This is a genomic window from Arthrobacter sp. TMT4-20 (genome assembly GCF_054510775.1).
Map to the genome: position 1 here is coordinate 65833 of NZ_JBTNDW010000003.1, position 19779 is coordinate 85611.

Genomic DNA, 19779 nt, shown 5'->3' on the forward strand with positions numbered 1-19779 from the left:
GTCTGCTGTCAGCGAACCAGCAGCGGACACGCACCTGTGCCAAGTTGAGCGGGGTACACTCAACTCTAAGGTTATTGCTGTTTGAAAGGTTGAGACATGGACGCCAAGTTCACCACCAAAAGCCAGGAAGCACTGTCCGCCGCAGCCACGAATGCTTCGACCGCAGGTAATCCTCAGGTCGAACCCGCACACCTCCTGAAAGCGTTGATGGACCAGCGTGACGGCGTCGCTGTTGCTTTGCTCAAAGCCGCCGGGTCCGACCCCGACGCCGTGAGCACCCGGGCGAGCTCCGCAATCAAGGCGCTCCCGTCGTCGTCGGGCACGTCAACGGCGCAGCCGCAGTTCTCCCGCGACACCCTGCAAGCCATCAAGGCCGCCCAGCAGGAGGCCGAGACGCTCGGCGACAGCTTCATTTCCACCGAACACCTGCTGCTGGGGATAGCTGCCGGGGTCGGCTCAACCGCCGCCATCCTGAACAACGCCGGCGCTTCACGCGCGGCCCTTGCGGCTGCCCTGCCGGGCATTCGCGGCGACCGGCGGGTGACCACGCCGGAGCCGGAGAACACCTTCCAGGCGCTGGAGAAATTCGGCGTCGATCTGACCGAGATCGCCCGGTCGGGGAAACTCGATCCGGTGATCGGCCGGGATAGCGAAATCCGCCGCGTCATCCAGGTGCTGTCCCGCCGCACTAAGAACAACCCGGTGCTGATCGGTGAGCCGGGGGTGGGGAAGACGGCCGTCGTCGAAGGCCTCGCCCAGCGCATCGTTGCCGGCGACGTCCCTGAATCCTTGCGAGACAAGACCCTGATCAGCCTCGACCTTGGCTCGATGATCGCGGGGGCCAAATACCGGGGCGAGTTCGAGGAGCGGCTGAAAGCAGTCCTCGAAGAAATCAAGTCCGCAAACGGCCAGGTAGTCACGTTCATCGATGAACTTCACACGGTGGTCGGTGCTGGGGCCTCCGAAGGGTCAATGGATGCCGGGAACATGCTGAAGCCGATGCTGGCTCGCGGGGAGCTGCGCCTCATCGGTGCCACCACGCTCGATGAGTACCGCAAGAACGTCGAAAAGGATGCAGCCCTGGAACGGCGGTTCCAGCAGGTCTATGTGGGTGAACCAAGCGTTGAGGACACTATCGGTATTCTTCGCGGCCTCAAGGAACGCTACGAGGCGCACCACAAGGTGACCATCGCCGATTCGGCGCTTGTGGCCGCTGCCACCCTGTCCAACCGCTACATCTCAGGTCGACGGCTCCCGGACAAGGCGATCGACCTGGTGGACGAGGCGGCGTCACGGCTGCGCATGGAAATTGACTCGGCCCCCGAGGAAATCGATCAGCTGCGCCGCTCAGTCGACCGGCTGACGATGGAGGAGCTGGCACTGACGGGCGAGAGCGATGACGCCTCCCAGGACCGGCTCCACGCCCTGCGCGCCGACATGGCCGATCAGAAGGAAAAGCTCGCAGCACTCAACGCTCGGTGGGAAGCCGAAAAGGCGGGGCTCAACCGGATGGGTGACCTGAAGGCTGCCCTCGAGGACCTGCGCTCGCAGGCAGAGCGGGCCCAGCGCGACGGCGACCTTGAGCAGGCCTCACGGTTGCTGTACGGCGAAATTCCCACCCTGCAGCGCGAGCTCGACGCCGCACAGGACGCCGAACCCGAGGACACTCCGCTGCCGATGGTCGCGGAGGACGTCACAGCCACCGACATCGCCGAGGTGATTTCCGCCTGGACAGGCATCCCCGCCGGGCGCATGCTCCAGGGCGAAAGCCAGAAACTTCTGCACATGGAGCAGGTCATTGGCTCCCGGCTGATCGGGCAGTCAAAGGCAGTGACGACGGTGTCGGATGCGGTCCGCCGCGCCCGCGCCGGGATTTCAGATCCCGACCGGCCCACCGGATCCTTCCTCTTCCTGGGGCCTACCGGGGTGGGGAAGACCGAGCTGGCGAAAGCCCTCGCCGACTTCCTGTTCGACGACGAGCACGCCATGGTGCGGATCGACATGTCCGAGTACTCCGAGAAGCACTCGGTCTCCCGTCTGGTCGGCGCCCCTCCAGGCTATGTCGGCTACGAGGAGGGCGGTCAGCTCACGGAAGCCGTCCGCCGTCGCCCCTACAGCGTGCTGCTGCTCGACGAGGTGGAAAAAGCGCACCCCGAGGTCTTCGACATTCTGCTGCAGGTGCTCGACGACGGCCGCCTCACCGATGGGCAGGGCCGCACCGTCGATTTCCGCAACGTTATCCTGGTGCTGACGTCCAATCTGGGCTCCCAGTTCCTGGTGGACCCGTCGATGACGGACTCCGCGAAGCGCGACGCGGTGATGTCGGTGGTGAACGCAAGTTTCAAGCCGGAGTTCCTGAACCGGCTGGACGATGTGGTTCTCTTCGACGCCCTCACTCTCGAGGAGCTGTCCCGGATCGTCGACCTGCAGGTGCAGTCACTCGCTTCCCGGCTTCACGAGCGGCGGCTGAATCTGACGGTCACCGACGCAGCCCGCGAATGGCTGGCCCTCACCGGGTTTGACCCCGCGTATGGCGCCCGGCCACTACGCCGGCTGGTGCAGCGTGAGATCGGTGACCGCCTGGCGCGGGGCATCCTGGCCGGAACCATCAACGACGGGGATACGGTGCTGGTGGACCGGGTGGTTGATGCTGATGGCCTCAGCGTTGCTGCCGAGGTACTCGAGACGAGCTAGTTGTTGATCAGAGTGTCGCTGATGACGTTGCCCTCGTCGCTGGTCACGAGGCAGTCCACCCGGCGGTCGCCGTCGGACCAGGCGCCCTCGCGTGGGGTGACGCGCAGGAGCTCGAGGTTCTCGTAGCGGGCTGCGGCGGTTTCATCGAGGTCGACGCCGTCGCACACCTGCTGCGCGCGGAGAGCCAGCGCGTCGTCACCGGGGAACTCGGCGTCGTCCGCGTAGAAATCGCTGGCCAATAGCTGCGCGTTGTGGGGTGTTGAGCAGGTCACGACAGTTGAGGTGCTGTTGATGTCCACGAAGTCCCGCAGGCACTGGCCCTCTTCAAGGTCCAGGGGCAGGACGTTCTCGGCGATGATCCCGTCAGCACCCGGTGTGCCGTTGCTAATGGGCTCCCGCTCCGGCGACGCCGTCAGGCCGGTGATGAGGGCGACCAGGCCCCAGATCAGGAGACCCAGGGCCAGCAGCCCCAGGAGTGCGCCGCCGATCAGGAGACCCCGCTTGTTTTTGCCGTTGCTGGCCGCCTGACGACCGTCGCGACGCCGGGTACCGGCCGGGGGCAGCCCGTAGGGGCCTCCGGTGGGTTCGGTAGGGGACTCGGACGGCTGCTCGGGGTAGCTGCCCTGCGGGCCGGTCTGACCTGCTGGGGTGCCGGGGCTGGTTGGCGGCGCCGCACCCATTCCCGCGGGGAGGGCTGCTGGGTCCGTGCTGGCGGCTGCCGCTGCTGAGACCGGGCTGGGAATGTCGGCGTCCGCTTCCAGGTCAGTGTCGGAATCAATCCCAACTGCTGGACTGGCATCAGAAGCGGGGCCCGTGGTTTCGAAGAGGCGGTCCCACCGCTGCGCATCAGTGGCTGCGGGAGTCCACTCCGGGGCGTCTCCGGCGGCGGCGAAGTTGGGGAGGGCGCGGGTGGTGTCCGTGCTGGCCAGTGCGACCGCTTCGTCTGTGGAGTCTGTGGAGTCTGTGGAGTCTGTGGAAGCGGTGTCTTCGGGGATGCCGGTGTCTCCGTCGTCCCCGGGGGCGTCGGCTGGTTCCGCGTCATGTGGCTCGTCGACGGCGTCAGGATTGCCATCAGTGCTGTCGGCTGCGGCCTCCGGGGCCCCGTCGGTCGTGTCGCCCGCTGCTCCGCCGGCGGGTGCTGTCCCGGCGGGAGCGGCCTTCGTTGTCGGGTCTGCCGTCGGGACCGCCCCGGCGACGAGCAGGCCTGCATCCAGGGCCTCCTGCTCGACACGGCGGGCTTCGGCGGCGATTTCCTCGAGCGATGCAGCGCGTGCGGTGTCCTCGCTGATCCGTGCCGGGTTGAGGGAAGGCTCAACCAGCTGGACGTCGTCGGCGGAGACCGACAATTCCGGCTCGACCGTCTCGGGGGATACCTCGGCGTCGCTGAGCTGCACAGTGTCCGGGTCAACCAGTTGCGGTTCAGCGACGTGAATGGGCTCGGATTGGTGCTCTTCAGCGCCGCTCTGTGCCGGATCGGATTCGGAGTCCCGCGGGGTGCGCTCCTGATCGCTCATGATGTTCCGCCCTGCCTTCTACGTTCTTGTGCGTCCGCCCTCACTGCAGGCTCCTCTGCTACGACTTTAGCCAAGTTTCGGCTGCAGTAGGCGGGAGCCGGTAGCACCAAGTGTACTGACGAAGATCGGCGATTTTCGGGCGACAGGGAGGGCGCACGCGGAGACTGGGAAAGCATGTAATCTATAGGTACGACAAACTGACCAAATACTCCGGGGCCTCGCTGCAGCCTTGGGCCGATAAGGCCCCAGTGACCACCTCCGGATCGACGCAAAAGGGGGTCACGCCATGGGGCGCGGCCGTCAAAAGGCAAAAGCTACCAAGCAGGCTCGGGACATCAAGTACTTCAGCCCCGCGACTGATTACACGGCACTGCAGCGAGAGCTCACAGGCCCGGGCGAGCGAGCCTCCAAACGTTCTACGGATCCGATGGAGCCGGTTGAACCGGACTACTCGGCTTACGAAGACAAGTACGCAGATGTGGACGACGACGAGGACGACGGCGGATCACGCCGCACTGGTTGATTCACTGCACTGGTTGAGACACTGCACCAAAAAAGTGGGGTACCCGCAAAATAGCCGTTGCGCAACGGCGATTCTGCGGGTACCCCACTTTTTTGTGCTCGAAAGCGGGCGGGGCTTAGGCGTACTGGCCCACGAGGCGCACCGATCCACCGTCGACACCCTTGGCGCCCTGCACATAATCCGGTCCGTCAGTTGACTCGTTGGAGGCTGCTGCAATCTGGCCCATTACCCAGGCGGGGACGCCACGCTCGGTCAACCGGGCAATGGCGGCGTCTGCTGCCGGCGCCGACACCACCGCAACCATTCCCACACCAAGGTTCAGGGTGCGTTCGAGGTCCGGCAGCGGCACGGCACCGAGTTCGGCGACCAGCTTGAAGATGGCGGGCAGTTCCCAGGTGGAGCGGTCCACCGTTGCTTCCAGGCCGTGCGGCAGCACCCGGGCCAGGTTGGCGGCCAGACCGCCACCGGTGACGTGGCTGAAGCCGTGCACACCGGCGTCGTTGGCAACGGGCAGGAAGCGGGCCAGATCCAGGCAGTCCGCGGCGTAGACGCGGGTGGGCTCAAGAAGTTCCTCGCCGAGGGTCCGCCCGAGCTCGCTGACCTGGCGGTCCAACGCCCAGCCAGCCTGGTTGATGATCCGGCGGACCAGCGAGTAGCCGTTGGAGTGCAGGCCGGAGGACGCCATCCCGATGACGACATCGCCCGCACGCACCCGGTCGGGACCGAGCAGTGAATCCGCTTCGACCACGCCGGTCGCGGCACCGGCGACGTCGTACTCATGTTCTCCGAGCAGCCCGGGATGTTCAGCGGTCTCGCCACCCACCAGGGCGGTGCCAGCCACCGAGCATGCGGCGGCGATGCCCCGCACGATGTCGGCGATACGTTCGGGGACAACCTTGCCGCACGCGATGTAGTCGGTCATGAAGAGCGGCTCGGCGCCAACCACCACAATGTCGTCGACCACCATGCCCACCAGGTCAAACCCGATGGTGTCGTGGATATCCATGGCCTGCGCGATGGCCACCTTGGTGCCGACGCCGTCGGTCGACGTCGCCAACAGAGGCTTGCGGTAGGTCAGGAGCCGGGACACGTCGTAGAGTCCGGCGAATCCGCCCACCCCACCAATGACCTGGGGGCCGTGGGTAGCCCGGACGGCGTCCTTCATCAGTTCAACGGCGCGGTCGCCGGCTTCGACGTCAACTCCGGCGCTGGCATAGGTGATGGGGGAGTTGGAGGTCATACCCGTTCTTTCTTGTCTTCGTCGGTCAGCACTGCCTCGAACTCACTGTCAGGCCCGGGATCGCAGCCGTTGGAGCCAGGATTGTCGGCGGGATCAACCCGTTCCAGGAGATTCTTGCCGCGGCGTTCCTCAGCCGGGAGTGCGATTGGATAGTCGCCGGTGAAGCAGGCGGTACACAGGCGTTCGCGGGGCTGCTCGGTGGCGGCGATCATTCCGTCTTCGGAAATGTAGGCCAGGCTGTCAGCGCCGATCGAGTTACTGATCTGCTCCACTGCCGCTCCGTTGGCGATGAGCTCGGCCCGCGACGCGAAGTCGATGCCGTAGAAGCACGGCCAGCGGACCGGTGGAGAGGAAATCTTGACGTGCACCGACGCTGCGCCAGCTTCACGGAGCATTCGCACCACTGCCCGCTGGGTGTTGCCGCGCACAATGGAATCGTCCACCACGATGATCCGTTTGCCCCGGATGACCGACTCCAGCGCGTTGAGCTTCAGGCGGATGCCGAGCTGGCGGAGGGTCTGGCTGGGCTGGATGAAAGTGCGGCCCACGTAGGAGTTCTTCACGAACCCGTGAGCGAACGGTATACCCGACTGCTCGGCGAATCCCACCGCGGCAGGGGTGCCCGATTCGGGGACGGGGATGACGACGTCGGCCTCGGCTGAGTTCTCGCGGGCGAGTTGCCGGCCCATTTCCACGCGGGCCTCGTACACCGAACGGCCAGCGATCGCAGCGTCGGGACGGGCCAGGTAAACGTACTCGAAGACGCAGCCGGCCTTGGTGGGCGTGGCGAACTTGCGGGTCCGGACGCCGTCCTCGTCGATGGCAATGAATTCGCCGGGCTCGATTTCCCGGATGAAGCTGGCGCCCACGGTGGCGAGGGCGGCCTGCTCGGAGGCGACCACCCAGCCGCGTTCCAGCCGACCGAGGACCAGGGGGCGGACGCCGTGGGGGTCCCGGGCCGCGTAAAGCGTGCCTTCGTCCATGAAGACGAAGCAGAATGCGCCGCTGATTTTGGGGAGTAGTTCGAGGGCTGTTTCCTCGAGGGAGCGGCCGTCGTCGCCGGCCAGGAGGGTGGTCACCAGTGCGGTGTCCGAGGTGTTTCCCTGGGCCATTTCGCCGCTGCGGGGCTTGCCGTGGCGGGCGAGGACCATCTGGTAGAGGTCGGCCGAGTTGGTCAGGTTGCCGTTGTGGGCGAGGGCGACGGTGCCGACGGCGGTGGCACCGAGGGTCGGCTGCGCGTTGGCCCAGTTGGAGGAGCCGGTGGTCGAATACCGGCAGTGGCCCACAGCGATATGGCCTTCAAGGGTGTTGAGGGTGGTTTCGTCGAAGACCTGGGAGACCAGGCCCATGTCTTTGTAGACGCTGATCCGCTCACCGTTGCTGGTGGCGATGCCCGCAGACTCCTGGCCGCGGTGCTGCAGGGCGTACAGACCGTAGTAGGCGAGCTTGGCTACCTCCTCGCCGGGCGCCCAGACACCGAATACGCCGCAGGCATCCTGGGGCCCCTTCTCGCCTGGAAGAAGGTCATGGGAAAGATTTCCGTCACCGCGAACCATTGCATCATTCTCTCACGCGTTGGGGTCTGCGGCTCCACCGGTTACTCGGGGAACTGGTCGTCGTCGTATGTGCGCTGGGCGACTGCCCGCTTGGAGCGTCGGACGCTGATCCGATCGAGCACCAGCACCAGCAGCGCGCCGAGCAGCAGGCCGGGGATCGCAAACACCATGATGAAGAATCCGAAGATGGATTCGCGGGTCAGGGTGGGGTCGCCGGGGCCCGCGTAGGCAACGATCGCTGCGATAACAACACCCACCAGCACGCCAAGGCCCATGAAGGGCGCAAAGCGCGGAGCACGGCGCACCGTGACTTCCCGACGGGCTGGTCCCTGCCCCGGGGTCGCGCCGGGGCCTGCGGCCGCGGGGCGGGCAGTAACCGAAGGGTCGTTGTCGTCGCGAGGCGAGGGTAGCTCTGAACTCATGCTTTAAGGCTACCGGCGTTTAGCCGATCCGCCTGACCAATTGGTACCCGTTCTCCTGGAAGACGAGTTCGTAGGATTCCCCGGGGTAGGTTTCCTCGGCATGCGCCACCCCGTCGGCCGGGTGGGTGGGACCCCAACTCCAGTCCTGGTCGTCGACAATCAGGTATTCCGGCGCCGGATTATCGTTGCCCAGCCAGAACACCTCGGTGTCGGGGACCAGGTACGGCATCAGCACCACCCCCGTCTCCACGGTCGAACCAGCGGGAATCTGAGCCATCACCTGGTGCGCTGTCGCCCACCGTTCGGACTGGCGGAAGGTCGCCGGATCGGCCAGTTCGCCCAGGGGCTGGCTCGGCAGCAACAACAGGGCAGCGACGGTCACCGCGGGGACGACGACGGCGTCAGCCGAGCGCAGCCACCGCCGCCCCGACCTGCGGGAGGTATCGATTGCGTCGATCAGTGCGGCGAACAGGACTGGCATCAGGACGGCGCTGTAATGCCACTCCGGGCCCCAGTACACATCGTTGCCCGAGACGAAACGCCAGGCCAGGGTGGGCACCATGATCAGCGACAGCGGTGACCTCAGGAACAGGAAGCCTCCCGCCAGCAGCAGCAGCCACACCGTTTCGTATTTCGCGCTGGCCGAGAAAATGGTGACCAGCGCGCCAACCGGGTCAGCAATCATCCCGCGAACGTCGATCCGGTCTGAATAGTCGTATTGGCCGCCAGTGTTCAGGAGCGGCAGGATCACCGCCACGGAGAGCAGCAGCCAGCCGACGCCCCACGCCGCCAGCCACAGCCCGATCCGGTCCCGATACCGCCACGCGATGACCAATCCGATCGCGGCAACCGTCAGGCCGAGGTCCTCTTTCACGAAAACCAGCAGTCCAGCCCAGGCGACGGCGGTGCGCAGCCGCCCGATGATCATCGACTCAAGAGCGAGCGCAAGAAGCAGGATGGCGAGCGCGATCTCGTGGAACTGCGCGGCCACCGCTGTCTGAAGACCCCACGACAATCCGTAGGCTACGCCGAGGCAGCTGCCGGCCATCGTGCCGAGCCGCCGGATGCCTAGCCGAGCGATCACGAGGACCGACAGTCCGATCAGAATGTTTTGCAGAATCAGCAGGGTCAGGCCGGAGGGGAAAAACGCGTAGGCGGGACCAAGAATTACCAGCAGCGGATGGAAGTGGTCACCCAGGAGGTTGAAGCCGTCACCCTTGATCGACACAATCGGCGCGTCGAAGCCGGCGTAGGCCTTGGCCAGCTGGGTGAAGATGCCGAGGTCCCAGGACGGGGTAGCGAGCCGGTTCCATTGCGCCACGGAGTAGACCGTGTAAGTGGCGGTGATCAGCAGGGCGATGATCACCGCGGCGGGTGGCTGCCGCCGGACGGCCGCCACCGACGACCGCACACCTTCAGTGATGAAGGTGGTTCGGCGAAGTGAATGTTGAGCTGTCACGGTGTCGGGGGCGTGCCGGTGGGGAACAGGGGAAGCCAATCGCTCAGGTCGGCCCGTTGCCCCGAGGCGGCAACCTTTCCAGCGCCGACGGCGTCGGCCCAGGTGAGACTTCCAGTCACCAGTGCCAGCCAGGTGACGGCGTCGGTCTCCACCACATTCGGCGGAGTGCCCCGGGTGTGGCGTGGTCCGGCAATGCACTGCGCCACACCAAACGGCGGCACCCGCACCTCTACACTGTTGCCCGGCGCCCGGTCAGCCAATTCCTCGAGTGCGTACCGCACGGCGGTGGCCGTCTCGGGGCGGGTGGCCGAGCCGGACCGGACAGCGTCGAGGGCTGGCTTGCCCGCCGGGGCGGGGATCCGTCGTCGTGCCATGGGGCCTAGTCCAGGAGAGCCATGACCGGTGCGGCGAGCCGAAGCTTGCCGACCGCTGCGCTGCCGCCCATCACCGGAGGGACCACCTTGGCGAGGACTGCGCTCACTTTGTCGGCGTCGACGGCGCCGGTGGCAGCCAGGAGGGTCAGGCCCACCAGCGTGGTGGCGCGGATGTTGCCGTCGAGTATTTTGAGGGCAAGGGAGACTCCGGTATCGGTGCCCATGACGAGGACGCCTTCGGCGCCGTTCTTGGAGATGATGCCCAGATCCTCCATCACTACCGAGTTTTCGCGGCCCCGGCCGTGTACGGCCCAGGGGTAGTCGAGCATCGCGGTGGCAATGGTCGCGGCGCGGGCGTCAGCGTTCTTGTCCGAGGGTGCCTTGGAGAACTTGCCGATGCCGCGGGCGAGGCCCGTCAGCGAGACGGCGGCGAGGGGAGCCCCGCAGCCGTCGACACCCCAGTGGGAAATCTTCTCTTCGGTGTACTCCTCAATGACCGCGGCGATGCGCTCCTGCAACGGGTGGGAGGGGTCAAGATACGTGGAGTGGTCCCAGTTGTTCTCGGTGCAGGCCCACAGGAAAGCGGCGTGTTTGCCGGAGCAGTTGAACGCGATGCGCTGCTTGCCCTTCTCCGTGCGGATCAGCCAGTTGCGGGCTTCCTCGTCCTGGGGCCAGTCGGCGGGGCATTGGAGGTGCTCCTCCGAGACTCCTGCCGCGCTGAGCATGGTGCGGACCACGTCCATGTGCTCATGCGATCCCACGTGGCTGGCCGCGGCCAGAGCGACCTGAGGCCCACGCAACGGCACTCCAGACTGCATCGCGGCGAGCGCCTGAAAGGGCTTCAGGGTGGAGCGGGGAAAGATGGGGGCGTGGATGTCGCCGAGTTCAGTGACCACAGTGCCATCGGCGGCGAGGATCACTGCAGATCCCAGGTGGCGCGATTCGATGAAGCCGTTGCGTTCCAGGACGGCAAGTTCGACGGCGTCGGCGGAGGAGAAAGTCTGAGGCATGAGACAAGTATCGCTTATCGGCTGTCGAGGTGGAGCTTGTACCCACCGGAGGAACGGACATCCGGTGGGTACAAGGTTTGGGGAGTGCTATTCGGCGGTGAACTGCACTGACTGCCAGCCGGAGGCGCCGTTGGGCACCGTGTCGGCGCGTTCCTCGGTCTGTACGCCGTCGGGGTCGTAGGCGCGGGCGCGGACGGAGTGGGAGCCCGCTTCGACGTTGATCTCATGGGACCACTGGCGCCAGGTGTCCACCGAGGCTTCGGCGGCGAGAGTGGCTTCCTCCCAGTCGCCGTCATCGACCTGGACCTCCACCTTGGTGATGCCGCGGTGCTGGGCCCAGGCAGAGCCGCCGATGGTCGACGTCCCGGCCGACACTTGGGCGAAGGAACGGGGCACCTCGACGCGGGCCATGGTCTTGATGGGCCCCTGCTCGGACCAACCGCGGTCGGTCCAGTAGGCGGTCTTGTCGGCAAATCGGGTGACCTCAAGGTCCACCACCCATTTGGTGGCTGACACGTAGCCGTACAGGCCGGGCACCACCATGCGGACGGGGAAGCCATGCTCCAGCGGCAGGGGCTCGCCGTTCATTGAAATGGCGAGCATCGCATCGCGGTCATCCTGCAGGATCGGCAGGGGAGTGGAGGCGCTGAAACCGTCGGTGCTGGTGGAAAGGACCATGTCGGCGCCGGCCGTGGGCCTGGCGCGGGCCAGCAGGTCGCGGAGCGGGTAGCCGAGCCATTTGGCGTTGCCCGCCAGATTTCCGCCGACCGGGTTGGACACACAGGTGAGGGTGATGTGGCGTTCGATCAGGTCGGCATCGAGCAGGTCCCGGAACGTGATGGTGAATTCTTCCTCGACCATGCCGTGCACCCGCAGCTCCCAGGTTTCCAGGTCGATCTGCGGCACGCTCAGCGCGGTGTCGATGCGGTAGAAGTCCGGGTTCGGGGTGACCCAGGGGACGACGCCGTCGACGCCGGACTCCACACCGGCAGGGATAGCCGGCGCGGCGCTGGCCGGGGTGGGAAACGTGAGGGCCTCCCGGGCCATGTTGACGGTATTCCGGGCGCTGGAAATGGCACGGCCGCCGGCCGCCGCGGCACCCGCGATGACTGCGGTGATGCCGGCGGCGGCAAAAAAGGTGCGGCGGCTGGTGCCGGTGGCTGGGGTGTTGGTGCTGGTCGCTTCCTGGGTGGCGTCGGCGTCGTCGCGGGTTTTATGCAGCGCACGGATCAGGTAGCGCAGGGCCAGGAGGCCGACGGCGGTCCCGATCACCGTGGGGACAGCGTCCAGCAGGGTGGCGCCGGCCCGGGAAATCACCGCCGCAACAATGACGGCGCCCATCAGGACCACGCCGGCTACACCGAGCACCCACTTCCGGTAGGCGACCACACCGAGGATGGCGGCGAGGAGGACGATGGTGACGCCCATGCCAACGAAAAGTGCCACCTTGTCGTTGGTGCCGAACGTGGCGATCGCGAAGTCCTTCAACCACGGCGGGGTGAAGTCGATGAAGGTGGAGCCGAGGGCGATCAGGGGCGCGGCACGGGCGGTCAGGAAGGAGCCAAGCAGTTCTGCCACGCCCAGCACCAGGCCGGCACTGACTATCCCAGCTAGTGCTGCCAGCATGGATTCCTTGCGCCCGGGGCGTCGTAAAGCGTTCATGCACCTTATTCGGAGTGGTGCGCCGTGCGTATGGGTTGTCACAGGGCCGATTACCCCGTCACAGCTTCGCGAGGATCCAGCCGAGACAGTACGCTGAACTACTGTGAAGGTTCTAGTGATTGGCCCCGGCGGCCGCGAACACGCCCTTGTCCGAGCACTGCTATCCGACCCGTTCGTCCACGAGGTGCATGCCGCCCCCGGCAACGCGGGGATGGGCAGCATCGTCCCCACCCACGAAGTCGACGCCGCTGACCCGGCCGCTGTGACGGCCCTGGCCCAGTCCCTGGATTCGGACCTCGTGGTGATCGGCCCGGAGGCGCCGCTCGCTGCCGGAGTAGCTGACGCACTGCAGGACGCGGGAATCCCCGTCTTTGGTCCGTCCCGGGAGGCCGCCCAGCTTGAGGCGTCCAAAGCCTTCGCCAAACAGATCATGGCCGCAGCCAACGTCCCTACCGGCATGGCCCGGGTTGCTTCGAACGCCGAGCAGGCAGCCGAGGCGCTGGACATCTTCGGCGCACCCTATGTGGTCAAGGATGACGGTCTGGCCGCTGGCAAGGGCGTCGTAGTCACCACTGACCGGGCCGAGGCGCTGGACCACGCGCAGGCCTGCTTCGACGCTGGCGGCACGGTGGTCATCGAGGAGTTCCTTGACGGCCCCGAGGTGTCCCTCTTTGTGCTCTCCGACGGCCGTAACGTGCTTCCGCTCGCCCCGGCCCAGGATTTCAAACGCATTTACGACGGCGATCAGGGGCCGAACACCGGCGGCATGGGAGCCTATTCGCCCCTGGACTGGGCGCCAGCGGGGCTGGTTGACGAGGTTATCGACCGGGTGGCCCAGCCCACCATCGACGAGATGGCCCACCGCGGGACTCCGTTCGTTGGAGTCCTCTATGTTGGGTTGGCCCTCACCACCCGCGGCCTTCGTGTCATCGAATTCAACGCCCGCTTCGGTGATCCCGAGACGCAGGCCGTCCTTGCCCGGCTGAAGACTCCGCTAGGCGGAGTGCTCATGGCTGCCGCCAAGGGTGGGCTGGACCAGGTTGAAAGTCTCAACTGGTCTCCCCAGTCGGCAGTGGCCGTGGTCCTCGCGTCGGAGCATTACCCCGACGCTCCCCGCACGGGCGACCGCGTCCGCGGCCTGAAGCGGGCCGAGACGATCGACGGCGTCCAGGTGCTGCACGCCGGAACCGCCCTCAAGCACGGCAAGGTGGTATCGGCCGGTGGCCGGGTACTCGCCGTCGTCGGGCTCGGAGATGACCTGACGGCCGCCCGCGACAGGGCCTACCGTGGGATCGCCGAGCTGAGCCTCAAGGGCGGTCAGTTCCGGCGGGACATTGCGTTGAAGGCCGCGCAGGGTGAGGTGGTGGCGCCCGCTGTGGCGTCCCCGTTGTCGCCTGTCACTGCCGCGTCGGCGGCCACGCCCGCAGGGGCCTGAGCGTGACCTTCGCGCCGTCGTTCATTGACGTACCCGGGTGGACGCACATCTATTCGGGAAAAGTGCGTGACCTGTACTCGCCTCTGACCGGACCAGACGACCGGGTGCTGGTGGTCGCGAGCGACCGGATCAGTGCCTACGACTTCGTGCTGTCCTCCGAGATCCCCGACAAGGGCCGGGTCCTGACCCAGCTGAGTCTGTGGTGGTTTGAACAGCTGGCCGAGGTACCCAACCATGTGCTGTCGACCGATGTGCCGGCCGAGGTTGCGGGTCGGGCAATGATCTGCCGGAAGCTGGAAATGTTCCCGGTGGAGTGCATCGCCCGCGGGTATCTCACCGGGTCCGGGCTGCTGGAATACCGCTCGTCGGGCACCGTGTGCTCGCTTCCGCTGCCGTCCGGGCTGGTGGATGGGTCGCGGCTCGAGCCGGCGGTGTTCACGCCCTCGGCGAAGGCCGCGGTGGGGGATCACGACGAGAACATTGCGTACGACGACGTCGTCGCCACCGTGGGCGCGCCCGTGGCGGAGGAACTGCGTCGGCTGACCCTGGCCATCTACGGCCGGGCCGAGGAAATTGCCCGGTCCCGGGGGATCATCCTGGCGGATACGAAGGTGGAGTTCGGGCTCTCTACCGACGGGCAGATCACCCTCGGTGATGAGGTCCTGACACCCGACTCGTCACGTTTCTGGGATGCTGCCCTGTATGCCCCCGGACAGGCGCAGCCGTCCTTCGACAAGCAATTCGTCAGGGATTGGCTCACCTCGGAGGCATCCGGGTGGGATAAGTCCGCCACCCCGCCGGAACTTCCCGCCGAGATTATCGAGAAGACCCGCGGCCGTTACATTGAGGCCTATGAGCGGCTGACGGGCCTCACCTTCGCCTAGCCTTTGCACTCCTGTTCACCAGACCAGCTCCGGCCGCCGCTTAATCTCCACTGGTCGGCGCGTGGTGGGTGGGAGACTGTGCCGGACCAGCCACAAAAAAGGCCCCGCGGTTGGTCTTCAACCGGCCGCGAGGCCTTTTCTGCTGGTCGGGGTGACAGGAATTGAACCTGCGACCTCGTCGTCCCGAACGACGCGCGCTACCAAGCTGCGCCACACCCCGATGCTGCTCAGCGAACGTCAGAAACGGCCAGCAGAGCAACCTCTAAAGCGTACCCGAGCACACGAAGATGCAAAACTAGACGAGCGTCTCCTGCCAGGCCGCATGCAGGGTCGCGAAGCGCCCGTCGCCGCCAATGAGCTCTGCCGGGGTGCCATCCTCCACCACCTTGCCGTCGTGGACCACGAGCACCCGGTCGGCAATCGACACGGTTGACAGTCGGTGCGCAATGATCAACGCGGTGCGGTTGCCCAGCAGCTTCTGCAGACCCTCCTGCACCAGCCGCTCACTGGGAATATCCAGGGACGAGGTGGCCTCATCCAGGATCAGCACCGCAGGGTTCGCCAGGAACGCGCGGGCGAAGCTGATCAGCTGCCGTTGCCCCGAGGACACCCGACCGCCACGTTTGTTGACGTCGGTGTCATAGCCCTCGGGCAGGGATCTGATGAACGTGTCGGCGCCCACCGAGCGGGCAGCCTCCTCGATCTCCTCGCGGCTTGCCTCCGGCTTCCCCAGGGCGATGTTGTCCGCCACGCTGCCGCTGAACAGGAACGCTTCCTGCGTCACCATGACGACGGCGCGCCGCAGGTCACGGGGATCGACCTCCCTGATGTCGACGCCGTCGAGAGCGATGCTGCCGGAGGACACGTCGTAGAACCGGGCGATCACTTTCGCCAGGGTGGACTTGCCAGCACCGGTCTGACCCACCAGGGCGATGGTCTGCCCGGCCGGAATCTTCAGGTCCATGGTCGGCAGGATGACCGGGCCGTCGCCGTACCGGAACTCCACGCCGTCGAACTCAATTGCTCCCCGAGGGTCTTTCAGCGGCACCGGGTTTTTCGGTGGGCGCACCGTCGGCACCTCCTCGAGCAGCCCAGACACTTTCTCCAGCGCCGCCGACGCGGACTGGAACGAGTTGTAGAACATGGCCATTTGATCGACGGGCTGGAAGAACCGCTTGCTGTACAGCAGGAGGGCGAGCAGGGCGCCGACCGCCAGAGTGCCGTCAAGGACCCGGAACCCGCCGACCAGCAGGACCACCGCAACGGTGACGTTGCCGATCAGCACCAGACCCGGCTGGAAGACGCCGTTGAGGTTGATGGACCGGACGGTGACCTTGCGGTAGTCCTCGGCCAGCTCGTCGTATTTCGAGGCGTTGACTTCCTCGCGGCGGAAAGCCTTGACGGCACGGATCCCGGTCATGGTTTCGATGAAGTGGACGATCAGCCGCGCAGACACCACCCGGGAGGCACGGAACGCGATCTGGGAGTGCTTCTGGTACCAGCGCGCCAGGAAGAACATTGGCACGGCGGCGACGAGGATCAGCAGACCCGTCCGCCAGTCCAGGACGAAGATGGTGATCGCGGTGAAGAGCATGTACATGACGCCGGAGGCGAGGGAGCTCACGCCCGAGTCGAGAAGTTCGCGCAGCGCCTCAAGGTCCGAGGTTTGCCGGGAAATGATGCGACCCGAGGTGTACTTCTCGTGGAATTCGAGGCTGAGCCGCTGGGTGTGCCTGAAGACGCGCAACCGCAAATCCAGCAGCATCGCCTGGCTGAGCAGCGCCGTCGACCGGACATACCCGGCCGTCAAAAAGGCGGTCAGGACTGCCGCGATCAGGTAGGTAAGGCCGGCGAGCCAGAGGTAGATCGGGTCGCCGTCGAGCAGCGATGGCAGGGCGTTGTCGATGCCGAACGCGATGATCGCCGGGCCGGCGACCCGGGCTGCCTGCGACCCGACCACCAGGGAAATGGTCCAGATGAACTGGCGCCGGTTGGGTTTGATGAGAGACCCCAGCAGGCGGAAGGACCGCGAGCGGACCGACCTGTTCTGGGCCTTGGACAGGAGGACGTCGTCCTCGTTGGTCACACCCGACGACGTCCCCCCGGTGGGTGCCGATCCGTTGTTCGGCTGTGGTGATGTGCTCACGTGAGCGCCCCCTCGTCGTCGTTCTCGAAGTCTTCAAGCTCCGTGTCCAAATCGGTCGGGCCATCAGGGAGGCTCGCGATCACGTAGCGGTAATGCGTGTTGCGCGCCAGCAGCTCGGTGTGTGTGCCGACGTCGGTCACCCGGCCGTCCTCGAGCAGGGCCACCCGGTCGGCGAGGGCAACCGTCGACGGCCGGTGGGCGACAATCAGGGTGGTGGTGTGAAGGAGAACCTTGCGCAGGCCTTCCTCCACAAGTTCCTCGGTGCGGACATCCAGGGCCGAGAGCGGGTCGTCGAGCACCAGCACCCGAGGTTTCGAGGCAATGGACCGGGCGAGGGCAATCCGCTGCCGCTGGCCGCCGGAAAGGCTCAGGCCCTCCTCCCCGATCAGGGTGTCGACGCCGTCGGGCAGCGAATATGCGAAGTGCGCCTGCGCGACCTCGAGCGCCTCAGCCAGGATCTCCTCGGCGTGTTTCTCATCCCGCGGCTCCGCGCCCATCAGGACGTTCTCTCGGACCGAGTTGGAGAACAGCGTGGTGTCCTCGAAAGCGACCGACACATGGGTGCGCAGATCGGCGATGGAGATGCTGCGCAGGTCGGTGCCGTCGATGGCGATGGACCCACCGGTCACCTCATAGAGGCGGGGGACCAGCTGCAGCAGGGTGCTCTTGCCGCACCCGGTTACACCTACCAGCGCCATCGTCTCCCCGGCACGCATGGTGAGGTTGATGCCGTTGAGCACATCGGCGGTGCCCTCCTCGGCGTCGGGGTAGCGGAAGTGCACATCGGTGAAGGTCACTTCGCCGCGGGGATCGATCAGCCGGACCGGCTCCTCGGGATCGGTGATGGTGTTGACGGACTCCATGACCTCGTAGTGGCGGTCGATGGCCGTTTTGGCGGTGAAGGTCATGGCGAGCAGCGGGCCGATGAACTCAACCGGGGTAGCGACCACGGCGGCCGTCGCGAAGAAGGCCACCAGGGCGCCGATCGAGAGGTCACCGTTGGCGGCGAACAGCACGCCGACCACCAGTGAGGCGCCCAACGCCAGCTCGGGCAGCAGGGTGACGATCAACGAAAAGTTGGCCAGCGAGCGTGACTTGTAGATCTCGGTCTGCCGGAGTTCCTCGGCCTGCAGGTTGAATCCTTCGAGGGCCTCACGGCTCCGGCCAAAGGCTTTCAGCACCCGGATGCCGTGGACGGATTCCTCGACGGTGGTGGCAAGGTCGCCGGCCTGGTCCTGGCTTTTCCGCGAAACCTTGCTGTAGGAGGTGCGGAACCGGAAGCCATAGATCATGATCGGCAGCGCCGCGGCGAGGAAGATCAGGGCCAGCACCCACGAGGTGAGGAACATGATGACGACGCCGATGACCACGGTCAGCGACGTCACCACCAGCATGATCAGCCCGAACGCCATCCACCGGCGCATCAGGTTCAGGTCCGTCATGGCGCGGGAGAGGAGCTGGCCGCTACCCCAACGGTCATGGAAGGCGACGGTGAGATCCTGCAAATGGCGATAGAACGACGTCCGCATGTTGGTTTCAACGGTCGTCGCCGGGGCGATGACGAACTGGCGCCGCAGTGCAACGAAGGTTGCTTCGAGGATGCCCAGTAGCAGGACCACGCCAGCCGCAATCCAGACGGTCGACGTCGCGCCTCCGACGGCGAGGGCATCGTTGATCAGCACGCGGAAGACCTGGGGGATGGCAAGGGCCATCAGACTCGCGCCGAGCGCGCAGACGAGGCCCAGGATCAGCCGCGGCAGGATGGGCTTGATGTGTGGGTAGAGTCGGCTGAGCGATTCCCACAGGGTGGTTTGAGTCGGCATACTTCTGTCTTTGACATTTCAGAGGCGGATCTACCCGGAAGGGACATTTCGTGTCCCGTAGCAACTATCCTATGTCAGAGCTTTGCCGCTGCGTCAGCGGCCCCAAACTACCGTTCGGTGAGGGTCAGCAGCACTGCTTCGGGTCGGCAGGCAAAGCGGACCGGCGCGAACCGCGAGGTCCCGATTCCCGCTGACACGTTCAGCGGTATGCTGCGTCCCTTGTGCTCCCAGTCAGTCAGGCCGCGGGCCCGCCAGGTGGGGAGGTCGCAGTTGGTGACCAGGGCGCCGTAGCCCGGAATGCAGACCTGCCCGCCATGGGTATGACCGGCGAGAATCAGGTGCGCGCCGCCGTCGGTGAAGTAGTCCAGCACCCGCTGATAGGGGGCGTGCGCGACGGCGATCTTCAGGTGCCGCGCGTCGGAAGAAGTGCTGCTGCCCGCCGGGTAGCCGGCGTAGGAGTCGCGATCGATGTGGGGATCGTCGACCCCGGTGAAGTCGAGCCGGAGGTTGCCCATGGCCACCGACTGCGACCGGTTGGACAAGTCGATCCAGCCTGCGTTCCCGAAGCTCCTGAACAGTTCCGTCCAGGGGAGTGCCTTCGGCTCCCGCCCGGTGCGGTGCTTCGACGGTCCAGAGAGATACCGCAGCGGGTTGTTTAACACTGGCGCAAAGTAGTCGTTGGACCCGGGCACAAACACGCCGGGAAACTGCATCAGCGGGCCGAGCGCCTCAAGCAGCGGCTCGACACCCTTGTGGTGGCTGAGGTTGTCGCCGGTGTTCACCACCAGGTCCGGTTCCAGCCGGGCCAGTCCCTGCAGCCACCGGGTCTTGGCGGCCTGCCGGGGGGCCATGTGAATGTCGGAAAGGTGCAGGACCCTCAGCGGGCGGCTGCCCGGCGGAAGGATCGGCAGGGTCTCCTCCCGCAGCTGGAACAGGTTCCGTTCCACCAGGGAGGCGTACCCGAGGCCGGCTACGGCGACCGCTGCGGTTCCTCCCAACGCGATAGTAGTGGCGTCGAGCAGCTTCGATGAACCCAA

At 66.0% G+C, this 19779-nt stretch carries 15 protein-coding genes and 1 tRNA gene; 4 read left to right on the top strand and 12 right to left on the bottom strand.

What is annotated here, in order from left to right; genetic code table 11:
• The first annotated feature begins 96 nt into the window (after positions 1-96).
• Positions 97-2694, top strand: coding sequence for an ATP-dependent chaperone ClpB (clpB, locus tag ACX80Z_RS04580; RefSeq protein WP_019482181.1), 2598 nt, complete (start codon positions 97-99; stop codon positions 2692-2694).
• On the opposite strand, the gene ACX80Z_RS04585 is transcribed toward clpB, so the two are convergent.
• Positions 2691-4208: a hypothetical protein gene (locus ACX80Z_RS04585; RefSeq protein WP_459315044.1), complete on the bottom strand. Its 1518-nt coding sequence runs from the start codon at positions 4206-4208 to the stop codon at positions 2691-2693. The genes clpB and ACX80Z_RS04585 overlap by 4 nt on opposite strands.
• Before the next feature lie 286 nt (positions 4209-4494).
• On the opposite strand from ACX80Z_RS04585, the gene ACX80Z_RS04590 reads away from it, so the two are divergent.
• Entirely contained in the window at positions 4495-4731 is a 237-nt protein-coding gene (locus ACX80Z_RS04590) for a DUF3073 domain-containing protein (RefSeq protein WP_019482180.1), read from the top strand.
• Positions 4732-4846: 115 nt separating this feature from the next.
• On the opposite strand, the gene purM is transcribed toward ACX80Z_RS04590, so the two are convergent.
• The 7 genes from purM to ACX80Z_RS04625 form a co-directional block, all read right to left on the bottom strand.
• On the bottom strand, positions 4847-5971 hold the full coding sequence (gene purM, locus ACX80Z_RS04595; RefSeq protein WP_019482179.1) for a phosphoribosylformylglycinamidine cyclo-ligase: 1125 nt from the start codon (positions 5969-5971) through the stop codon (positions 4847-4849).
• Entirely contained in the window at positions 5968-7527 is a 1560-nt protein-coding gene (gene purF, locus ACX80Z_RS04600; RefSeq protein WP_019482178.1) for an amidophosphoribosyltransferase, read from the bottom strand. Before purF ends, purM begins: the two co-directional genes overlap by 4 nt.
• A gap of 41 nt (positions 7528-7568) precedes the next feature.
• On the bottom strand, positions 7569-7949 hold the full coding sequence (locus tag ACX80Z_RS04605; protein WP_237715239.1) for a hypothetical protein: 381 nt from the start codon (positions 7947-7949) through the stop codon (positions 7569-7571).
• Between the two features lie 19 nt (positions 7950-7968).
• Entirely contained in the window at positions 7969-9408 is a 1440-nt protein-coding gene (locus tag ACX80Z_RS04610) for a DUF2079 domain-containing protein (protein ID WP_459315045.1), read from the bottom strand.
• Entirely contained in the window at positions 9405-9782 is a 378-nt protein-coding gene (locus ACX80Z_RS04615) for a sterol carrier family protein (protein ID WP_459315046.1), read from the bottom strand. The genes ACX80Z_RS04610 and ACX80Z_RS04615 overlap by 4 nt, the downstream gene beginning before the upstream one ends.
• 5 nt (positions 9783-9787) lie before the next feature.
• Positions 9788-10792 carry an asparaginase gene (locus ACX80Z_RS04620; RefSeq protein WP_459303967.1) on the bottom strand — a complete coding sequence of 335 codons (1005 nt, stop codon included), beginning with the start codon at positions 10790-10792 and terminating at the stop codon, positions 9788-9790.
• An 87-nt stretch (positions 10793-10879) separates the two neighbouring features.
• Complete coding sequence (locus ACX80Z_RS04625) at positions 10880-12454, bottom strand: molybdopterin-dependent oxidoreductase (protein WP_026041125.1); 1575 nt, start codon at positions 12452-12454, stop codon at positions 10880-10882.
• Positions 12455-12557: 103 nt separating this feature from the next.
• Here ACX80Z_RS04625 and purD point away from each other — a divergent pair, with 103 nt between their 5' ends.
• The gene (purD, locus tag ACX80Z_RS04630) at positions 12558-13889 is read left to right on the top strand and encodes a phosphoribosylamine--glycine ligase (RefSeq protein ID WP_459315047.1); all 1332 of its coding nucleotides are present in this window, start codon (positions 12558-12560) and stop codon (positions 13887-13889) included.
• 2 nt (positions 13890-13891) lie between these two features.
• Entirely contained in the window at positions 13892-14773 is an 882-nt protein-coding gene (locus ACX80Z_RS04635) for a phosphoribosylaminoimidazolesuccinocarboxamide synthase (protein WP_116778392.1), read from the top strand.
• A 143-nt stretch (positions 14774-14916) separates the two neighbouring features.
• On the opposite strand, the gene ACX80Z_RS04640 is transcribed toward ACX80Z_RS04635, so the two are convergent.
• From ACX80Z_RS04640 to ACX80Z_RS04655, 4 genes are all read right to left on the bottom strand, one after another.
• Positions 14917-14993: transfer RNA gene (locus tag ACX80Z_RS04640), tRNA-Pro, on the bottom strand.
• A gap of 75 nt (positions 14994-15068) precedes the next feature.
• The gene (locus ACX80Z_RS04645; protein WP_459315048.1) at positions 15069-16919 is read right to left on the bottom strand and encodes an ABC transporter ATP-binding protein; all 1851 of its coding nucleotides are present in this window, start codon (positions 16917-16919) and stop codon (positions 15069-15071) included.
• Positions 16916-18742, bottom strand: a complete 1827-nt coding sequence (locus ACX80Z_RS04650; protein WP_459315049.1) for an ABC transporter ATP-binding protein — start codon at positions 18740-18742, stop codon at positions 16916-16918. Before ACX80Z_RS04650 ends, ACX80Z_RS04645 begins: the two co-directional genes overlap by 4 nt.
• A 107-nt stretch (positions 18743-18849) precedes the next feature.
• Positions 18850-19779 (bottom strand): metallophosphoesterase, encoded by a 930-nt coding sequence (locus tag ACX80Z_RS04655; RefSeq protein WP_459315050.1) that lies wholly within the window; start codon positions 19777-19779, stop codon positions 18850-18852.

Bases quoted from the DNA above. Each gene is read 5' to 3' on its own strand.
- clpB (WP_019482181.1), top strand. From the start codon at position 97: ATGGACGCCAAGTTCACCACCAAAAGCCAGGAAGCACTGTCCGCCGCA.
- ACX80Z_RS04585 (WP_459315044.1), bottom strand. From the start codon at position 4,208: ATGAGCGATCAGGAGCGCACCCCGCGGGACTCCGAATCCGATCCGGCA.
- ACX80Z_RS04590 (WP_019482180.1), top strand. From the start codon at position 4,495: ATGGGGCGCGGCCGTCAAAAGGCAAAAGCTACCAAGCAGGCTCGGGAC.
- purM (WP_019482179.1), bottom strand. From the start codon at position 5,971: ATGACCTCCAACTCCCCCATCACCTATGCCAGCGCCGGAGTTGACGTC.
- purF (WP_019482178.1), bottom strand. From the start codon at position 7,527: ATGGTTCGCGGTGACGGAAATCTTTCCCATGACCTTCTTCCAGGCGAG.
- ACX80Z_RS04605 (WP_237715239.1), bottom strand. From the start codon at position 7,949: ATGAGTTCAGAGCTACCCTCGCCTCGCGACGACAACGACCCTTCGGTT.
- ACX80Z_RS04615 (WP_459315046.1), bottom strand. From the start codon at position 9,782: ATGGCACGACGACGGATCCCCGCCCCGGCGGGCAAGCCAGCCCTCGAC.
- ACX80Z_RS04620 (WP_459303967.1), bottom strand. From the start codon at position 10,792: ATGCCTCAGACTTTCTCCTCCGCCGACGCCGTCGAACTTGCCGTCCTG.
- ACX80Z_RS04625 (WP_026041125.1), bottom strand. From the start codon at position 12,454: ATGAACGCTTTACGACGCCCCGGGCGCAAGGAATCCATGCTGGCAGCA.
- ACX80Z_RS04650 (WP_459315049.1), bottom strand. From the start codon at position 18,742: ATGCCGACTCAAACCACCCTGTGGGAATCGCTCAGCCGACTCTACCCA.